Here is a 16,251-nt window from a genome sequence, read left to right on the forward strand (position 1 = left end):
TGCCGTGATTCAGGGAGTCGCCGACTCCCCGCACCGGCGGTCCCGTGCGCCTTCACGGGTGCGGCCCGCGGCCACCATGCGCCGCGGGTTGCGGCGCAGGTACTCGCCCTCCAGCTGGGCCATGCGATCGTTGTGGGCCCGCAGCGCGTCCGTCGAGCCGTACAGCAGCGTGTCGTGGCGTGTGCGGTGGATCGTCTCCAGCTCCTTCATGAGCTGCTGGTCGTCCAGCCGGCTGGGGTCGACTCCGTTCATGGTGGCACCCCGCTCGTCGTGTTCGTCCATGCGGTCCGGGTACCCGCCCGGTGAGCACCAGTCCCAAGCGGCATCCGGGAGGGAGCCATGGATCTCGCTTTCCTGCATCCACTCTACGAACATCCGGGCCCCTGGGCCTCCGTGTACGTCGACACGTCCCGGCATACGGAGGACACGCCCCACGAACGACATCTCACGGCCGTGGCGCTGGCCCGCGACCTCGATCGGCAGGGGGCGGACCAGGCGACGTGCCAGGCCGTCCAGGAGGCACTCGACGGGCTGCAGCACTCCTCCGAGCCCCACGGGCGAGCCTTGTTCGCCCGCGCGGGCGAGGTGGTGCTGGACCCGCCGCTGGCCCGGCCCCCGCTGGGGGACAGCGCCCACTGGGCGCCGCTGCCGCACACCGCGCCCCTGCTGGAGCTGGCCGGCGAGGACCCGGCCTGCGTGGTGGCGTACATCGACCGCAAGGGCGCGGACTTCGAGCTGCGCACCTCACTGGGCGGGCAGGAGGCCGGCACGGTCAGCGGGCGGCAGTGGCCGGTCCACCGTACGAGCACGGGGGACTGGTCGGTGCGGCACTTCCAGCTGAAGGTGGAGAACACCTGGGAGCACAACGCGGCCGAGATCGCCGACGCGCTCGTCGTCTGCCAGGAGGAGACCCGCGCCGACCTGCTGGTTCTCGTGGGTGAGGAGCGGGAGAAGCGGGCGGTGCACGACCGGCTGCCCCGGCGGCTGCAGGACATGGCCGTCGAGGCCCCGCACGGCGCCGGCAGCAGGCTGCTCGACGAGGATGTCGAGCAGGCCCGCACGGAGCACGTACGGCAGCGGGCCGAACGGGAGCTGGAACGGTTCCTGGCGGCCCGCGAACCGGGCCCCGAGGGGCGCTCCGGTGCCGTGGAGGGCGTGCCCGCCCTGGTCGAGGCCGCCCGCGAGCACCGCATCGACGAGCTGCTGATCCGGCCCGACGGCCCCGACGCGCACCGCGAGGTGTGGATCGGCGAGGAGCCCGACCAGCTGGCGGTCCGCCGCACGGACCTGAAGATCCTCGGCGAACAGCGCTCCTGGCCGGCCCGCGCGGACGACGCCCTGATCCGCTCGGCGGTGACGATGGGCGCGCCGGCCCTGTCGGTGACCCCGGCGGCGGAGGCCAGCGGCGGGCAGATCCCGGCGGGCGGCTTGGGTGCACTACTCCGCTGGACGTGACATTTCCAGCCCGTCCGGCGTTTGAGGACGAGGCCCTTTAAGGGCCGAACGGGGGTCTGGGGGCAGAGCCCCCAGCCCCCCACCTCGAACTACCTCACACGCTCCACACGCCGCTCGTCCCACACCGGCTCGGCGGTCTCCCGCACACGCCCGTCACTGCCGAACACCAGATACCGGTCGAAGGACCGGGCGAACCAGCGGTCATGCGTGACCGAAAGCACCGTTCCGTCGAAGGCCTCCAGCCCCTCCTGGAGGGCCTCGGCCGACTCCAGGTCGAGGTTGTCGGTCGGCTCGTCCAGCAGCAGAGCCGTCACACCCTCCAGCTCGAGCAGCAGGATCTGGAACCGGGCCTGCTGCCCCCCGGACAGGCGGTCGAACGTCTGCTCGGCCTGGGCCGTCAGCTCGTAGCGGCGCAGCCGCGACATCGCCGCACCCCGGTCCTGGGAGTGCTCCTCCCACAGGATGTCCAGCAGCTTGCGGCCCTGGAGCTCGGGGTGAGCGTGCGTCTGCGCGAAGTGCCCGGGCACGACCCGCGCCCCGAGCTTCCACTCCCCCGTGTGCGCCACCTCCTCGCCGGCCAGCAGCCGCAGGAAGTGCGACTTGCCGGAGCCGTTGGAGCCGAGGACGGCGACCCGCTCGCCGTAGAAGACCTCCAGATCGAACGGTTTCATCAGACCGGTCAGCTCAAGCCCCTTGCAGGTGACGGCCCTTACGCCGGTGCGGCCGCCCTTGAGCCGCATCGTGATGTCCTGCTCACGCGGCGGCTCCGGCGGCGGACCCGCCTCCTCGAACTTGCGCAGACGGGTCTGCGCCGCCTGGTAGCGGGACGACAGCTCATGGCTGATGGACGCCGCCTGACGGAGGTTCAGCACCAGCTTCTTCAGCTGGGCGTGCTTCTCGTCCCAGCGGCGGCGCAGCTCCTCGAAGCGGGCGAAGCGCTCGCGCCGGGCGTCGTGGTAGGTGGCGAAGCCGCCACCGTGCACCCAGGCGTCGGCGCCCGCGGGCGAGGGCTCCACCGACACGATCTTCTCCGCGGCGCGGGCGAGGAGTTCGCGGTCGTGGGAGACGAAGAGGACCGTCTTGCGGGTCTCCTTCAGCCGCTCCTCCAGCCAGCGCTTGCCGGGCACGTCAAGGTAGTTGTCGGGCTCGTCCAGCAGCAGCACCTCGTCGGTGCCGCGCAGCAGCGCCTCCAGCACGAGCCGCTTCTGCTCACCGCCGGACAGCGTGCGCACCTGCCGGAACTGCGCCTTGTCGTACGGCACCCCGAGCGCGGCCGTGGTGCACATGTCCCACAGCGTCTCCGCCTCGTACCCGCGCGCCTCCGCCCAGTCGGCGAGGGCCTGCGCGTACTGCAGCTGGGCCGCCTCGTCGTCCACGGTCATGATGCCGTGCTCGGCCTTGTCGACGGCCTGCGCGGCCTCGCGGATCCGCGGCGGCGCCACGGACACCAGCAGGTCCCGCACGGTCGTCTCGTCCCGTACGGACCCCACGAACTGCCGCATCACGCCGAGGCCGCCACTGACGGTGACGGTGCCGCCGTGCGGTTTCAGCTCGCCGGAGATCAGCCGCAGCAGGGTCGTCTTGCCGGCGCCGTTCGGTCCGACGAGGGCGACGACGGCCCCTTCGCCCACCCGGAAGGACACATCGCCGAGCAGCGCCCTCCCGTCGGGGAGGTAGTACTCGAGGTGTGCGGCTTCCAGATGTCCCATGAGGAGGCATTCTGCGGGCCGTGCCAGGCGTCCGGCAAACGCTTATGCGGTTTCGTCGAGGGGACGGCCCGCGGGTCCGCCCTCGCCGGCCGGGGCCACCACGGCGCCCGCCCACGACAGGGCCTTCCAGCCGTCGGCGGGCGAGCCCTCCAGGATCACCACGCCGGTGTTGTCGAGGGGGCGGGCCGCGGCGAAGGGGACGTCGACGTTGTCGGCGCGGGCCGCGGTCCACATGCGGATCGCCGCGCCGTGGCTGACCATGGCGACCGTCCCGGCGCCGCTGCGTGCGGCCTCGGCGACGACGGCGTCGTAGCGGGCGAGCGCCTCGGCTCCGCTCTCACCGCCCGGCATCCGCAGCTCCGTGTCGCCGGCCGCCCACGCGAACACGGTCTTCATGTAGAGGGCACCCTGTTCGGAGTCACCGGGCAGCATCTCCAGGTCGCCCGCGGTGAGCTCGCGGATGCCGTCGCGGACCAGGAGGTCGAGGCCGCGGGCGGCGGCCAGCGGGGCGGCGGTGAGCTGCGTACGGACCAGGGTGGAGGCGTACAGGGCCTCGATGTCCTCGTCGGCGAGCGCCTCGGGGAGGGCGGCGGCCTGCTGCTCACCGAGTGCGGTCAGCCCAGGACCCGGGACGGCGGTGTCGAGCAGGAAATCGACGTTCGAGGGGGTCTGACCGTGGCGGATGAGGAGCAGACGCATACAGGGCCCTCCGGGTGTCGATCGCCGCCCGTGAGACAAAGAACGGGCACTTCAGGGTACCCGGCACCTCATGAGCCCCGACGTCGACCTCACCGTCCCGAAGCCCGGCCCCCATCCGCTGCGCGGCCGGCTGCTCGCCCTCGACTGCCGTCTCTTCGAGTTCGCCGCCGAGCGGAACTGGCCGGCCGCCGAGCGGGTGCTGCCCCGGCTCAGCCGGAGCGCGAACCACGGTGTGCTGTGGTTCGCGGTGGCGGCCGCCATGGCGGCGAGCCGTACCCCGCGGGCCCGCCGGGCCGCCGCGCGCGGTCTCGCCTCGCTCGGCCTGGCCTCCTTGACCATCAACACGCTCGGCAAGCGCTCGGTGCGCCGCCCCCGTCCGGTGCTGGATCCCGTACCGCTGGTACGCCAGCTCAAACGGCAGCCGATCACGACCTCGTTCCCGTCCGGGCACTCCGCGTCGGCGGCGGCGTTCGCGACCGGCGTCGCGCTGGAGTCGCCGGCCTGGGGTGCGGCGGTGGCCCCGGTCGCCTGGTCCGTGGCCCTTTCCCGCGTGTACACCGGGGTGCACTTCCCGAGCGATGTGCTCGCGGGAGCCGCCCTGGGCGCGGGCGCCGCCTTCGCCGTACGGGGTCTGGTGCCGACCCGCGCCCAGCTCCTTCCGCCGGCCCGGCCCCGCGCCGAGGTCCCGGCGCTGCCGGACGGCGCGGGCCTGGTCGTGGTGGCCAACAACGGCTCGGGCACCGCCGACCGGGTGCGCGCCCTGCGGGACAGCCTGCCCGCCGCCGAGGTCGTCGAGTGCCAACCCGGCGACCTGAGTACCGAGTTGGAGAAGGCCGCGGCGCACGCCCGGGTGCTCGGCGCGTGCGGCGGCGACGGCACGGTCAACACGGCCGCCGAGGTCGCCCTGCGCCACGGCCTGCCGCTCGCGGTGCTGCCCGGCGGCACCCTGAACCACTTCGCCTACGACCTCGGGGTCGAGGACGTCCGCGATCTGAGCCGGGCCGTCCAGCAGGGCGAGGCGGTACGCGTGGACGTCGGCCGGTTCGTCAGCGGCAGCCGGCAGGGCGTCTTCCTCAACACCTGCAGCCTGGGCGTCTATCCGGAGCTGGTGCGGGTGCGGGAACGCTGGTCCGGCCGGATCGGCGGCTGGCCGGCCGGGGTGCTCGCGGCCCTGCGCGTCCTGCACACGGGCCGGCACCCGCTGGAGGCCGAGTTCGGGGGCCAGACCCGCCCACTGTGGTTGCTGTTCGTCGGCAACGGCACCTACCACCGGATGGGCCTGGCGCCCGGCCGACGGCTCGACCTCGCGGACGGGCAGCTCGACGTACGGGTGGTGCACGGCGGCCGCCGCCCCGCGCTGCGGCTGCTCGCGGCGGCCCTGGCGGGCCCGCTGACCCGCTCCCCCGTCCACGCGGCGGTCCAGGTGAGCCGTCTGCACCTGGAGGGCGTCGCCCCCGGCACGCTCCTCGCCCACGACGGCGAAGTCACCGAGACGGAGGGCGAAGTGACGCTGGAGAAGCTCCCCGAGGCCCTCACGGTGTACCGCCCCCTCACCGGTGGCTGAGGCACCGTCAGTCCATATGGCAAAACGCGGGTCTCACCATTCGACATCCGGGCGTACGGTGATGCGTACCGGCAAGCCGTCGAACAGGGGAGTTCCGCCATGTCGAAGCCGCAGGAGACCGCCGTCTACACGCACGGGCACCACGAGTCGGTACTGCGCTCCCACACCTGGCGGACCGCCGCCAACTCGGCGGCGTATCTGCTCGGTTCGCTGAAGCCCCATATGAGGGTCCTGGACATCGGCTGCGGCCCGGGCACGATCACCGCCGACCTGGCGGCACTGGTCCCCGACGGGCACGTCACCGGCGTCGACCACGCACCGGGGATCCTGGACCAGGCCCGGGCCACGGCCGCCGAACGGGGCCTGACGAACGTCGACTTCGCGGTCGCGGACGTACACGCCCTGGACCACCCCGACGACACGTTCTGCGTGGTGCACGCGCACCAGGTGCTGCAGCACGTCGGCGACCCGGTGCAGGCGCTGCGCGAGATGGCGCGGGTGACCGAACCGGGCGGGTTCGTAGCCGTCCGCGACTCGGACTACGCGGCCATGACCTGGTATCCCGCCTCCCAGGGCATGGACAACTGGCTGGACCTGTACCGCCGGGTGGCCCGCGCCAACGGCGGCGAGCCGGACGCCGGGCGGCGGCTGAAGTCCTGGGCGCTGCGGGCGGGCCTGACCGACGTGACCAGCACTTCCAGCACATGGACATTCTCCACACCCCAGGAGCGGGCATGGTGGAGCGGGTTGTGGGCGGACCGGACCGTCGCTTCGGCGTACGCGGAACGAGCCACCGGGGGCGGGCACGCCACGACCGAGCAGCTGCGGGCCGTCTCGGACGCCTGGCGGGAGTGGGGCGCGCAGGAGGACGGCTGGTTCAGCGTGCTGCACGGAGAGATTCTGTGCCGAAAAGGTGCCTGAATCTCCTTTTCCGGGATACCCGGAGGACAGGAGGTTCGAATTATGGTTGCTGTTCTTCTCGTATTGCTTCTCGCCCTGATTCTTTTCGGCGCGGGATTCGCAGTGAAGATGCTCTGGTGGATCGCGCTGGCGGTTCTCGTGCTGTGGGTGCTGGGATTCCTGGTGCGCGGCACAACAGCGGCCGGAGGCAGGGGCCGTTGGTACCGCTGGTAGTCAGTTCCTGGGAAGCAATGGCCCGAGCGGCCCGAGGTCCAGATTCAGGTCCTCGGGCCGCAGTCCGTAGCGCTCGCGCAGTTCGGTCATGCGGTCGTCGAGCAGCATGAGCGTGAGCCCGATCCGCTCCTCCTGCTCCTCGCTGAGGTCTCCCGTGTCGAAGCGGCGCAGCGCCTGGCGCTCCATGAGCTGGCGCAGCAGCTCGACCACGGTCAGCACGAGTTTGACGAGGTCGCGCTCGACGGTGTCGGGTTCCAGGTCCAGCCGGTTGCGGTTCCGGGTCATGTCAGCTCCCCCCAGGGTGACGGAACCTGCTCGTTGACCGAGCTGATCAGCGCGTTCAGGTCGATGCGCACCAGATCCACGTCCGCGATGCGCAGGGTGATGTCCCCCGTGATGACGACCCCGCCGGCGAGCAGCCGGTCCAGCAGGTCCACCAGGGCGATCTCACGACGTTCGACAACCGTCACGACTCTTCCCCCGCAAAGGAATAGGCGGCCCAGGGGCCGGTGAGTTCAACTCGTATGGACGGGCTGTTCAGCTTTGTTTCGTCCTTGCTCCGGTCCAGCAGCTCCACGAACTCCTCGGAATCACGGCGGGACACCAGATAGGCGGCGTTGAGAACATTCCGGCCGGAGACTCCGGACAGTGCGGGATTCTGCGGGGCATGCAATCGGGAATCATCGGCGTACGCGGAGAGCGCCGCGTGCAGGTGCTCGGCGAACTCCTCGGTCTGTTTCCACATGTCCTCGTTCGCCCGCACCCGCATACGCCGCTGTCGCAGATAGTCCCGGCCCGAGGCCGCCTTCTGCGCGGGTGCGCCGGAATCCTCCTCCGGCTCGGGTTCGGCGTACACCTTGACGCCCCACTCCACCCGCCCCTCCAGCCGGTCGAGGGTGCGTCGGAAGGCGTCCTCGCGCGCCTCGATCATCACGCGGACACCGCTGTCGTCCCGGAAGACGGTCCCGAGCCGCAGCGGCAGCGGAGTGGTGACGACGGTGAGCGCGTCGATCACGCTCTGATGGGCCCGCGCCGTCTCCGTCAGCCAGTCCAGGTCCTCCAGATGCCTGCGGAGCGGCTCCTCCGCGAAGTCCCGCTCCGGCACATGACTGACCACGGCGACCAGGCCGTGGTGGGTGAGCACTCTGGGCGGATCACCCGCCACGCCTTTCAGCTGGGACTGCAGCGGGGCGCCGAAGGGACGGCAGACGGCGTAGACGTAGCGCAGTCCGGTCATGGGGCCTCCTCCTCTTCGCGCACTGCACGGCCCTCTTCGAGTCGGCCGTTCTCCAGCTGAGCCAGCCGCTCGCGCAACTCGGCGTTCTCCCGCGCGAGTTCCTTGCGGCGGGCACCGGAGGACAACGCGGGGTCGTCCTCCCACCAGTCGATGCCCATCTCCTTCGCCTTGTCGACCGAGGCCACGATCAGGCGCAGCTTGATGGTGAGGAGTTCGATGTCGAGCAGGTTGATGCGGATGTCGCCGGCGATCACGATGCCCTTGTCGAGCACGCGCTCGAGGATGTCGGCGAGGTTGGCGCCGCTGTTGGATCCGTAGGGCTCGGGCAGCCGGCCGGCCATGGTCATCGACGGCTCCCGCTGTGGGCGGGCTCGTACTCGGGTTCCTGCTCTTCCTCGTCCTCGTACTCGTCCTCGCCCTCGTCTTCTTCGTCCTCGTACTCGTCCTCGGGCTCTTCTTCGCCTTCTTCGCCTTCTTCCTCCTCGTCGAACTCCTCTTCCTCCCCTCGGGGCTCATCCTCTTCCTCGTACTCGCCGTTCTCCTCGCCGTTCTCCTCCTCGGCGTTCTCCTCCTCGGCGACCGCGTCCTCGTGGCTGCGCACGACCTCGCCGTCGCTGATCTCGCCGCGCCAGCCTTCCTCGGCCTCCCCCTTGAGGGTGATGAAGCGGACGAAGTTCTTGAGGTCGAGCCGGGCCCTGCGGCCCTGGGCGCGCCAGATGTTGCCGGTCTTCTCGAACAGGCCCGTGGGGTAGTACTCGATGACCAGCAGGATGCGGGTGAGGTTGTCGTCGAGCCGGTGGAAGGAGACGACCCCCTTGGTGGTGCCCTTGGCGCCCTCCGAGGTCCAGGAGATCTTCTCGTCCGGCACCTGCTCGGTGGTCTTCGCCTTCCAGCTGCGGTTGGACCAGAAGACCTTGAGCTGCCAGTCGGACTGGGTGTCGTCGGCGCGGTTCGCGCTCTTGACGCCCTTCGCGAAGGTGCTGAAGTCCTGGTACTGGGTCCACTGGTCGTAGGCGGTGCGCCTGGGGACGCCGACGTCGACGGACTCGATGATGACCGTCGGCTTCTTGCCGGCCCCGCCCTTGCGCTTCCCCTTGCCGCCGCCGAGGTTCTTGAAGGCCTCGACCACGTTGTCCTTGGCCCGGCCGGCGCCGGTCTCCAGCGCGGCGCGCAGGGGGCCCTTGCCCTCGGCGAGCTTGCGGCCGCCGTCGAGCGCCAGCTTGGCGAAGCCCGGGCTGTTCCCCTCGGCGATGTCGTTCAGCTTGACGGTGGTCTCGCCGAGCTTGCGGCCGACGCCGGTCAGCAGCCGGGTGGCCTGTGCGGCCAGGTAATCCTGCACTTCGGCCTTGAGCCGGTCGGCGGCCTCGCTGTGGGCCACGTCGGTCAGTGGGCCGGTCGCGTCCTTGGCACCGCGCGCGGCGGAGCTCGCCGAGCCGAGTGTCTCGGTCATCGCTCACCGCCTCCCTTCGGCCTGCGGGCCCGGGTGCCGCCGGACCCGCCCCTGGCGGGGGCCGTCCTGCGGGCGGCCGTCCTCTTGGCGGCGGACTTCTTCGCCGTCGTCTGCTTCGACGCGGCCTTCTTGGCCGGCGCCTTCTTCGCCGGAGACCTCTTCGCGGCCGTCTTCTTGGCCGGGGCCTTCTTGGCGGCCTTCTTCGCGGTCTTCTTGGCGGTCTTCCGCGGACCTTCGGCCTCGTCGGACGGAGGCTCTTCCTCGTCCTCCCGCTCGTCGACGTCCCGCTCCTCGTCCTCGTGCTCCTCGCCGGTCGGCTCCTCGTCGTCGTACTCGCCCCGCGAGTCCTCCCCCTCAGCCTCTCCCGACTCCTCGTTCTCGTCCTCCTGAGCCTCGTCCTCGTCATCGACGAGGCCCTTCGCCCGATCCGTCGCGCCCGAGAGCTGGTCGCGGACCTCGGCGGTACGTCCGTGGAGGCGGTCGGCGAGGGCGTCCATCTGCCGCTCCACCATCGCGCCCGAGGCCGCCTTGCCGACACCGCGCAGGTCCTCGCGCAGCTGGTCCCCGATCTCCTTGAACTGCGGATTGTTCTGCAGCTGCTGGGACACCAGGTCCGCGAGCGCCCGCGGGCTCAGATGCATCCGCTTGCCGGCCACCAGGCTGCCGACGGCGAACGCCATCTTCATCTTCTTCGTACGTCCGAGGACGTAGCCGGCCCCTACCGCGAGGCCGAGTCCCACTCGGTTCATCGTGCCGTCCCCTTGCCCGTGTCCGCGCCGCCGCGCAGACCGATGTCCAGCCGGTCCAGAAGCTCGTCCTCCTGTCGGTCGAACTCCTCCTCGTCGATCTCGCCCGCCTCCAGTCGCTCCTCGAGCCGGGCGAGTTCCGCCCTGACGGTGGCGGGGTCGTAATAGATCCGTTCCGCCTCGTGCAGCACCTGTCCGATCACCCACCCACTGCCGCGCACCGGCGCGAAGGGCAACAGGACCAGCTCCTTGATCAGTCCCACGGCCTCACTCCTGAGCGCTGCCCGGGCCGGCGGAGCTGCCCGCGTGCTCGGCGGGACCGGGCTCGACGAAGCTGTACGGCGGCAGCGGGCCGTTGACGCGCAGCTCGATGTGCGGATGGCTCTTGCGGACCTGCTCCACCTCGGCGAGGAACGACTCGGCCGCGTCACGCTCCACGAGGAACGAGACGTTGAGCAGCCAGCCGGTGGACTCGGGGCCCGCGCTCACGGCGTCGGCGGCCGGTTCCAGGGCGCTCTGCACCTCGGCCGCGTCCTCGGCCTCCCGGGCCTTGACCGCGGCGACGACCATCTCGCCGAGCCGCAGCCGCTGTTCGTAACTGCCGCCGCCCGCCTGCCGGTTGGCCTCGGTCATGGCGCGGATCTCCGAGTTCTCGGACATCACGCGGTGCAGGACGGCCTCTTCCTGGTGGGTGGCCTTGACGTTGTACTCGACCTTGCCCTCCAGGGCGCGCAGCCGCTCCTTGTAGTGGTCGGCGCGTTCGGCGAGCACTCCGGTGACCGCGTCGTCGTCCGGGGCCACGCTGCCGAACCGCATGGGCAGCACCGGGCCGGCCGCGCCCGCCTCGGCGAGCACGCTCTGGTGGGCGAGCAGGTCCTTGCGCTTGGGCCGCAGCCCCTCGGGGGCATCGCTCACGACGGCCGCCAGATCGCCCTCCTCAAGGACGCGGACCGGGCGGGGCGGGTCGCCGACACCGGTCAGGTCCTCGGGGAGCGCGGGATGCGAACTCGCGGTGATGCCGTACACGTACGTGCTCACTCCTGGTCCTCCTTCCTGCGCGAGGACGTGGCCTTGCGGGCGCGCGGCCGGGACTCGGTCTCCCGTTCGCGGCCCTCGCCACGTGCCTGCTGGAAGGCGTCGGAGATGGTCTCCGCCGCTCCGGAGAGCGCACCCTTGGACTTGCCGCGCGCGCCGGACTCGGTGATCTCTCCGACCATGTCGGGCAGGCCGGGGCTCTTGTGGGGTCCTGCTTCCAGGTCGAGGCGGTTGCACGCCTCGGCGAAGCGCAGATAGGTGTCGACGCTGGCCACGACGACACGTACGTCGATCTTGAGGATCTCGATGCCGACCAGGGAGACCCGTACGAACGCGTCGATCACGAGCCCCCTGTCGAGGACGAGCTCCAGAACGTCATAAAGGCTGCTGGAGCCGCCGCCGCCGCTCTGCTGTGCCGGGACAACGGTCATGCCGACCGCGCCTCCTTGTCTGATTAAGTTCGGGAAGGCGGCCTAGCGGCCGCCGGACCTGTGTGCGTCGGCCCGCCCGCGTTCGTAGCGGCGGACGCGCCGGTAGCCGGTCAGTTGTCCCTCGGGGTCCAGATCGACCTGATAGCTGGCCATCAGGCTCATCGTGTCCGGCACCCTGGCCAGTTCGAGGACCTCGACCTCCAGGGACCAGCCGTCCTCCGTCTGTTCGAAGGACGAGACGCTCTCGGCAGACATGCCGGTCAGCTCCGCGAGCTGCGTGCGCGCCTGGCGCAGCACCTCCATGGGGTTCGGCTGCTTGTCCGCCGTAGTCTTTTTGTCGGTATTCCGTGGACTCTGCGAATTTCTGGTGTCTTTTGTGTCAGCCATGGCCACCTCTGTGACCGGGTGGCCGCAATGGCGTCGGCCAAACCTTCAGGAGACACGCAACGCGTCGAGCCTGCGCCGCGCCGGTCCGAGGGTGCGGCCGCGGCTCATGATCCCGGCCCAGGGATCGGTGCGGGCCTGCTCGACGGCGTCGGCGATGGTCCAGCGGCGGGCGCTCAGGTCCGGGTCGTCCAGCTGCTCCCAGGTGATGGGGGTGGCCACGGGGGCGCCGGGGCGGGCACGGACGGTGAGGGGCACGACCGCGGTCTGCGCGTAGGCGTTGCGGCCCACGTCGAGGTAGAGACGGTCGCCGCGCTCCTTCTTGCGTGCGGCGGTGGTGAGCCGGTCGGGGTGGACCCCGGCGAGGGTATCGGCGACGTCGCGGGCGAACTCGCGGACCTCGTCGAAGTCGTTCCGGCCGGTGAGCGGCACGACGACGTGCAGTCCGCGCGAGCCGGTGGTCATCAGTCCCGAGGGGAGCTCCGGTTCGTCGAGGAGTTCCCCGAGCAGCACGGCCGCCTCGCGCACCGCCGCGAAGTCCTCACCGGCCGGGTCCAGGTCGAAGACCATCCGGTCGGGCCGGTCGAGCCGGCCGACCCGGGACAGCCAGCGGTGCAGGGTGAGGCTGGCCTGGTCGGCGAGGTAGAGGAGGGTGGCGGAGTCGTCGCACACGGTGTGGCAGACGGTGCCGCCCTCCTTGGGCACCTCGACGCGGCTGATCCACTCCGGGTAGTTCTCCGGGGTGTTCTTCTGCATGAAGCGCGGGCCGTCCAGGCCGTCCGGATGCCGTTCCAGCATCAGGGGGCGGCCGCGCAGATGGGGCAGCATGAGCGGGGCGGCGGACCGGTAGTAGTCGACGAGGTCGCCCTTCGTGTACTCCTTCGCATCGCCGTCGCTCGGGAACAGCACCTTGCCGGCCCGGTGGACCTCCACCGAGCGGCGCCCGGCGCGCACGGTGCGTACGTCTCCGCTCACCGCACGACCGCCTCCTCCACCAGCAGCTTTCCGGCCGCCGCGATCGACTCCGCGTCGATGCCCGCGGCGTGCAGCTGCTGGTCCGGGGCGGCCGAGCCCGGCATCGTACGGACGGCCAGGCGCACCAGGCGCGGTACCGGCCGCCCGTCGAGGAAGGCGTCCAGGACGGCGTCGCCGAGGCCGCCCTCCTCGTGGTGGTCCTCGACGGTGACCAGGCAGTCGGTGTCCTCGGCGGCGCGGCGCAGGGTGCGCCGGTCGACGGGCTTGACCGAGTAGAGGTCGATGACGCGGGCCTGGATGCCGTCCCGTTCCAGCGCGTCGGCGGCGGCCAGCGCCTCGGCCACGGTGACGCCGGCCGCGACGAGGGTCAGCCGGTCGTGCGGGGAGGAGCGCAGCACCTTGCTGCCGCCGATGGGGAACTCCTCGTCGGGGCCGTAGATCACCTGGCTCGCCCCGCGCGAGGTGCGCAGATACCGGATGCCCTCGCAGCCCGCCATCGCGGCCACGAGCTGCGCGGTCTGGTTGGCGTCGCACGGGTACAGCACGGTCGAGCCGTGCACCGCCCGCATCATCGCCAGGTCCTCCAGGCCCATCTGGGAGGGGCCGTCCTGGCCGATGGCGACGCCCGCGTGCGAGCCGACGAGGTTGATGCCGGCGCCGCTGACGGACGCCATGCGGATGAAGTCGTACGCGCGGGTCAGGAAGGCCGCGAACGTGGCGGCAAACGGCACCCAGCCGCGGGACGCGAGACCCACGGCGGCGGCGACCATCTGCTGTTCGGCGATATAGCACTCGAAGTACCGGTCGGGGTGTTCCTTGGCGAAGAGCTCGGCCCGGGTGGAGTCGCCGACCTCGCCGTCTAGGGCCACGATGTCGCTGTGCCCGGTGCCGAGGGCGGTGAGCGCCTGCCCGTAGGCGTCTCGGGTGGCGACCCCCTTCTCGGGGGTGCCCTTCTCCCAGCGGGGCAGTTCGAGGTGCCCGGCACGCACGGCGTGCAGCATGCGGGTGGCGGTCGGCTCGTGGACGTACACCCGCAGGTCGCGCAGGCCGCCGAGTTCGGCGATCGCCTCCTCGGCGTCCTTGATCGGCTTGCCGTGCAGTCCCTCGCGGTCCTGGGCGGCGCTGACGCCCTTGCCCTTGAGGGTGCGGGCGAGGATCACGGTCGGCTGTCCCGTGGTCGAGAGCGCCTCGCCGTACGCGCGGTCGACGGCATCGACGTCATGCCCGTCGACCTCGATGGTGTGCCAGCCGAAGGCCTGGAAGCGGCGGGCGTAGGCGTCGAGGTCGTGCCCGTGCCGGGTCGGTCCCCGCTGGCCCAGCCGGTTCACGTCGACGATCGCGGTGAGGTTGTCCAGATGCTCGTACGCCGCGTGCTCGGCGGCCTCCCAGATCGACCCCTCGGCCAGCTCGCTGTCCCCGCACAGCACCCACACCCGGTATCCGCCCCGGTCCAGCCGCTTGCCGGCCAGCGCGATGCCGACGCCGACGGGCAGCCCCTGGCCGAGCGATCCGGTGGCCGTCTCGACCCATGGCAGCCTGCGGGGCGTCGGATGCCCCTCGAGGCGGCTGCCCAGCTTGCGGAAGGTGAGCAGCTCGCCGTCCTCGATGGCGCCGACCGCCTTGTAGAGGGCGTAGAGAAGGGGCGAGGCGTGCCCCTTGGAGAGCACGAAACGGTCGTTGCCCGGGTGGGCGGGCCGGTCGAAGTCGTAGCGGAAGTGGTGCGCGAACAGTACGGCCATCAGATCCGCGGCGGACATCGAGGACGTCGGGTGCCCGGACCCCGCGGCGTCGGCTGCGCGCACACTGTCCACCCGCAACTGCTGGGCGAGTTCGACGAGTTCGTCGGTATTCATGAGTCTCCTTCCGCGGGGCTGTCGGAACGTCGCTTCACGGGACCCGGGGACTCGGCCGCTTCGCCACCGGCCTGCCGGGCAGCGGACCCGGAGGACACCCGCCCCGTGGCAGGGTCACCACCCGGCTGGTTCCCCGCCCGCTCGGTCGTCTGCTGAGCCGCCGGAGTGCCCTGCCCGGTCGTGCCGGTCTCCGTCGCCGCGCTCGGGCCCGAGTCGGCTGCGGCCGTCGGACGGGGGTCCGGGCGGCCCGGCACCCGGGCCAGTTCCGGGGAGGATGTGTCCAGGGGGACCGACCAGGAGCGGACGAGGCCCAACTGGACTGCCTGGCGTGGGAGTACGGCGTCCAGGAGCCAGTCCGCGGCTACGCGGACGCGGTTGCCTGGCATCGCGGCGAGGTGGTAGCCGCGGGTGACCGCGCCGGCCAGCGGGCCGGGCAGGGGGACGCCGAGCGGGTTGGCGGCGGCCTTCATGCCACCCAGGTCGACGACGAAGCCCAGGTCGCGGTGGCGGTAGGCGCGCCGTTCACCGACCCCCAGGGACGCGGCGACGTTCTGCGCCGCGACCTTGCCGTGCCGCCAGGCGTGCTGCGCGGTCATCGGCGTGTACGACCCCGGGTTGTCGAGGTCCGGCACCGCGGCCGCGTCGCCGCACGCGAACACCTCGGGGCGGCCCGGCACTTGGAGGTGCGGGTCGACGAGGAGCCGGCCGCGCTCCAGCGGCTGCCCCGTGGACTCGACGAGCGGATCGGGCCGTACGCCCACGCACCACACCAGTGTGCGGGTGTCGACGAACTCGCCGTCGGTCAGCAGGACCCCGCCGGGCGTGGCCTCCTTCACGGAGGTCCCCATGCGCACGTCGACGCCCCGCTGCCGCAGCACCCGGTCGGCGGTGCGCGAGAGCCGTTCGTCCATCTCGGGCAGGACGCGCGGCGCGATGTCGAGCAGCATCCAGCGAGGTCGCATCCCCTGCCGGAGCGGGTGCCGCCGCACCTGCGCGTCGGTGTACATCTGCCCGTGCGCGGCGACCTCGGTCCCGGTGTATCCGGCGCCGACCACCACGAAGGTGCACCGCGCGGCGCAGCTCTTCGGATCGTCCGCGGCGGCGGCGAGTTCCACCTGCCGGGTGACGTGATCGCGCAGATACAGCGCCTCGGGCAGCCCCCGGAAGCCGTGCGCGTACTCGGCCACACCGGGGATCGGCAGCAGCTTGTTGACGCTGCCGACGGCGAGCACCAGCCGGTCGTAGGCCAGCGTGCCGCCCCCGCCCTCCGGGTCGGTGTAGTGCACGCGCTGCCCGTCGAGGTCGACGGAGTCGGCCTCGCCGAGCACCAGCCGGACGTGCGGCAGGGTGGCGGAGAGGGACACGGACACCCGGCGGGGTTCCAGGATCCCCGCGGCGACCTGGGGCAGCAGGGGCAGGTACAGGAAGTAGTCGGTCGGGTTCAGCAGGGTGACGTCGGCCTTGTGCCGCATCAGCCGGGACAGGATGCGGGCCGTCCGGTACCCGGCGAATCCGGCACCGACGATCACGATGCGGGGTCGACTCACGTTCGCCTCCGGCGCTGTCGCGTACGTCGTGC

20 protein-coding genes are annotated in these 16,251 nt (G+C 71.6%); 4 read left to right on the plus strand and 16 right to left on the minus strand.

Features of this window, described 5'->3' with window-relative positions; translation table 11 throughout:
- Window positions 1–9: 9 nt before the first annotated feature.
- On the minus strand, window positions 10–282 hold the full coding sequence (locus ACFY1U_RS22470; RefSeq protein ID WP_390695903.1) for a DUF6158 family protein: 273 nt from the start codon (window positions 280–282) through the stop codon (window positions 10–12).
- Window positions 283–339: 57 nt separating this feature from the next.
- On the opposite strand from ACFY1U_RS22470, the gene ACFY1U_RS22475 reads away from it, so the two are divergent.
- Complete coding sequence (locus ACFY1U_RS22475) at window positions 340–1,455, plus strand: Vms1/Ankzf1 family peptidyl-tRNA hydrolase (RefSeq protein ID WP_390695904.1); 1,116 nt, start codon at window positions 340–342, stop codon at window positions 1,453–1,455.
- Between the two features lie 89 nt (window positions 1,456–1,544).
- Here the strand turns inward: ACFY1U_RS22475 and ACFY1U_RS22480 are convergent, their stop codons facing one another.
- Entirely contained in the window at window positions 1,545–3,164 is a 1,620-nt protein-coding gene (locus tag ACFY1U_RS22480) for an ABC-F family ATP-binding cassette domain-containing protein (protein ID WP_390695905.1), read from the minus strand.
- Between the two features lie 42 nt (window positions 3,165–3,206).
- Window positions 3,207–3,863 (minus strand): histidine phosphatase family protein, encoded by a 657-nt coding sequence (locus ACFY1U_RS22485; RefSeq protein WP_390695906.1) that lies wholly within the window; start codon window positions 3,861–3,863, stop codon window positions 3,207–3,209.
- Between the two features lie 70 nt (window positions 3,864–3,933).
- On the opposite strand from ACFY1U_RS22485, the gene ACFY1U_RS22490 reads away from it, so the two are divergent.
- From ACFY1U_RS22490 to ACFY1U_RS22500, 3 genes are all read left to right on the plus strand, one after another.
- On the plus strand, window positions 3,934–5,427 hold the full coding sequence (locus tag ACFY1U_RS22490; RefSeq protein ID WP_390695907.1) for a bifunctional phosphatase PAP2/diacylglycerol kinase family protein: 1,494 nt from the start codon (window positions 3,934–3,936) through the stop codon (window positions 5,425–5,427).
- 99 nt (window positions 5,428–5,526) lie between these two features.
- The gene (locus ACFY1U_RS22495) at window positions 5,527–6,348 is read left to right on the plus strand and encodes a class I SAM-dependent methyltransferase (RefSeq protein ID WP_390695908.1); all 822 of its coding nucleotides are present in this window, start codon (window positions 5,527–5,529) and stop codon (window positions 6,346–6,348) included.
- 42 nt (window positions 6,349–6,390) lie between these two features.
- Entirely contained in the window at window positions 6,391–6,561 is a 171-nt protein-coding gene (locus ACFY1U_RS22500; protein WP_365835244.1) for a hydrophobic protein, read from the plus strand.
- On the opposite strand, the gene ACFY1U_RS22505 is transcribed toward ACFY1U_RS22500, so the two are convergent.
- The 13 genes from ACFY1U_RS22505 to ACFY1U_RS22565 are packed head-to-tail and all read right to left on the minus strand — an operon-like array spanning window position 6,562 to window position 16,219.
- A complete protein-coding gene (locus ACFY1U_RS22505; protein ID WP_351478557.1) occupies window positions 6,562–6,846 on the minus strand; it encodes a gas vesicle protein K in 285 nt (94 codons plus the stop codon). It lies immediately after the preceding gene.
- A complete protein-coding gene (locus tag ACFY1U_RS22510) occupies window positions 6,843–7,031 on the minus strand; it encodes a gas vesicle protein (RefSeq protein ID WP_030936857.1) in 189 nt (62 codons plus the stop codon). The genes ACFY1U_RS22505 and ACFY1U_RS22510 overlap by 4 nt, the downstream gene beginning before the upstream one ends.
- Complete coding sequence (locus ACFY1U_RS22515) at window positions 7,028–7,798, minus strand: GvpL/GvpF family gas vesicle protein (RefSeq protein WP_390695909.1); 771 nt, start codon at window positions 7,796–7,798, stop codon at window positions 7,028–7,030. Before ACFY1U_RS22515 ends, ACFY1U_RS22510 begins: the two co-directional genes overlap by 4 nt.
- Window positions 7,795–8,145, minus strand: a complete 351-nt coding sequence (locus ACFY1U_RS22520) for a gas vesicle protein (protein WP_390695910.1) — start codon at window positions 8,143–8,145, stop codon at window positions 7,795–7,797. The genes ACFY1U_RS22515 and ACFY1U_RS22520 overlap by 4 nt, the downstream gene beginning before the upstream one ends.
- On the minus strand, window positions 8,142–9,248 hold the full coding sequence (locus tag ACFY1U_RS22525; protein WP_390695911.1) for an SRPBCC family protein: 1,107 nt from the start codon (window positions 9,246–9,248) through the stop codon (window positions 8,142–8,144). The genes ACFY1U_RS22520 and ACFY1U_RS22525 overlap by 4 nt, the downstream gene beginning before the upstream one ends.
- The gene (locus ACFY1U_RS22530) at window positions 9,245–9,997 is read right to left on the minus strand and encodes a DNA primase (RefSeq protein WP_390695912.1); all 753 of its coding nucleotides are present in this window, start codon (window positions 9,995–9,997) and stop codon (window positions 9,245–9,247) included. The genes ACFY1U_RS22525 and ACFY1U_RS22530 overlap by 4 nt, the downstream gene beginning before the upstream one ends.
- Complete coding sequence (locus ACFY1U_RS22535) at window positions 9,994–10,257, minus strand: gas vesicle protein GvpG (RefSeq protein WP_390695913.1); 264 nt, start codon at window positions 10,255–10,257, stop codon at window positions 9,994–9,996. The genes ACFY1U_RS22530 and ACFY1U_RS22535 overlap by 4 nt, the downstream gene beginning before the upstream one ends.
- Before the next feature lie 4 nt (window positions 10,258–10,261).
- Window positions 10,262–11,032, minus strand: a complete 771-nt coding sequence (locus ACFY1U_RS22540; RefSeq protein WP_390695914.1) for a GvpL/GvpF family gas vesicle protein — start codon at window positions 11,030–11,032, stop codon at window positions 10,262–10,264.
- Entirely contained in the window at window positions 11,029–11,460 is a 432-nt protein-coding gene (locus ACFY1U_RS22545; protein ID WP_390695915.1) for a gas vesicle structural protein GvpA, read from the minus strand. Before ACFY1U_RS22545 ends, ACFY1U_RS22540 begins: the two co-directional genes overlap by 4 nt.
- A 42-nt stretch (window positions 11,461–11,502) precedes the next feature.
- The gene (locus tag ACFY1U_RS22550) at window positions 11,503–11,847 is read right to left on the minus strand and encodes a gas vesicle protein (RefSeq protein ID WP_390695916.1); all 345 of its coding nucleotides are present in this window, start codon (window positions 11,845–11,847) and stop codon (window positions 11,503–11,505) included.
- Between the two features lie 45 nt (window positions 11,848–11,892).
- Window positions 11,893–12,819, minus strand: a complete 927-nt coding sequence (ligD, locus tag ACFY1U_RS22555) for a non-homologous end-joining DNA ligase (protein WP_390695917.1) — start codon at window positions 12,817–12,819, stop codon at window positions 11,893–11,895.
- Window positions 12,816–14,672, minus strand: a complete 1,857-nt coding sequence (locus tag ACFY1U_RS22560) for a transketolase (protein ID WP_390695918.1) — start codon at window positions 14,670–14,672, stop codon at window positions 12,816–12,818. Before ACFY1U_RS22560 ends, ligD begins: the two co-directional genes overlap by 4 nt.
- Window positions 14,669–16,219 (minus strand): NAD(P)/FAD-dependent oxidoreductase, encoded by a 1,551-nt coding sequence (locus tag ACFY1U_RS22565; protein WP_390695919.1) that lies wholly within the window; start codon window positions 16,217–16,219, stop codon window positions 14,669–14,671. Before ACFY1U_RS22565 ends, ACFY1U_RS22560 begins: the two co-directional genes overlap by 4 nt.
- Between the last annotated feature and the right edge of the window lie 32 nt (window positions 16,220–16,251).

Source organism: Streptomyces sp. NPDC001351 (assembly GCF_042896045.1).
Classification (GTDB): Bacteria; Actinomycetota; Actinomycetes; order Streptomycetales; family Streptomycetaceae; genus Streptomyces.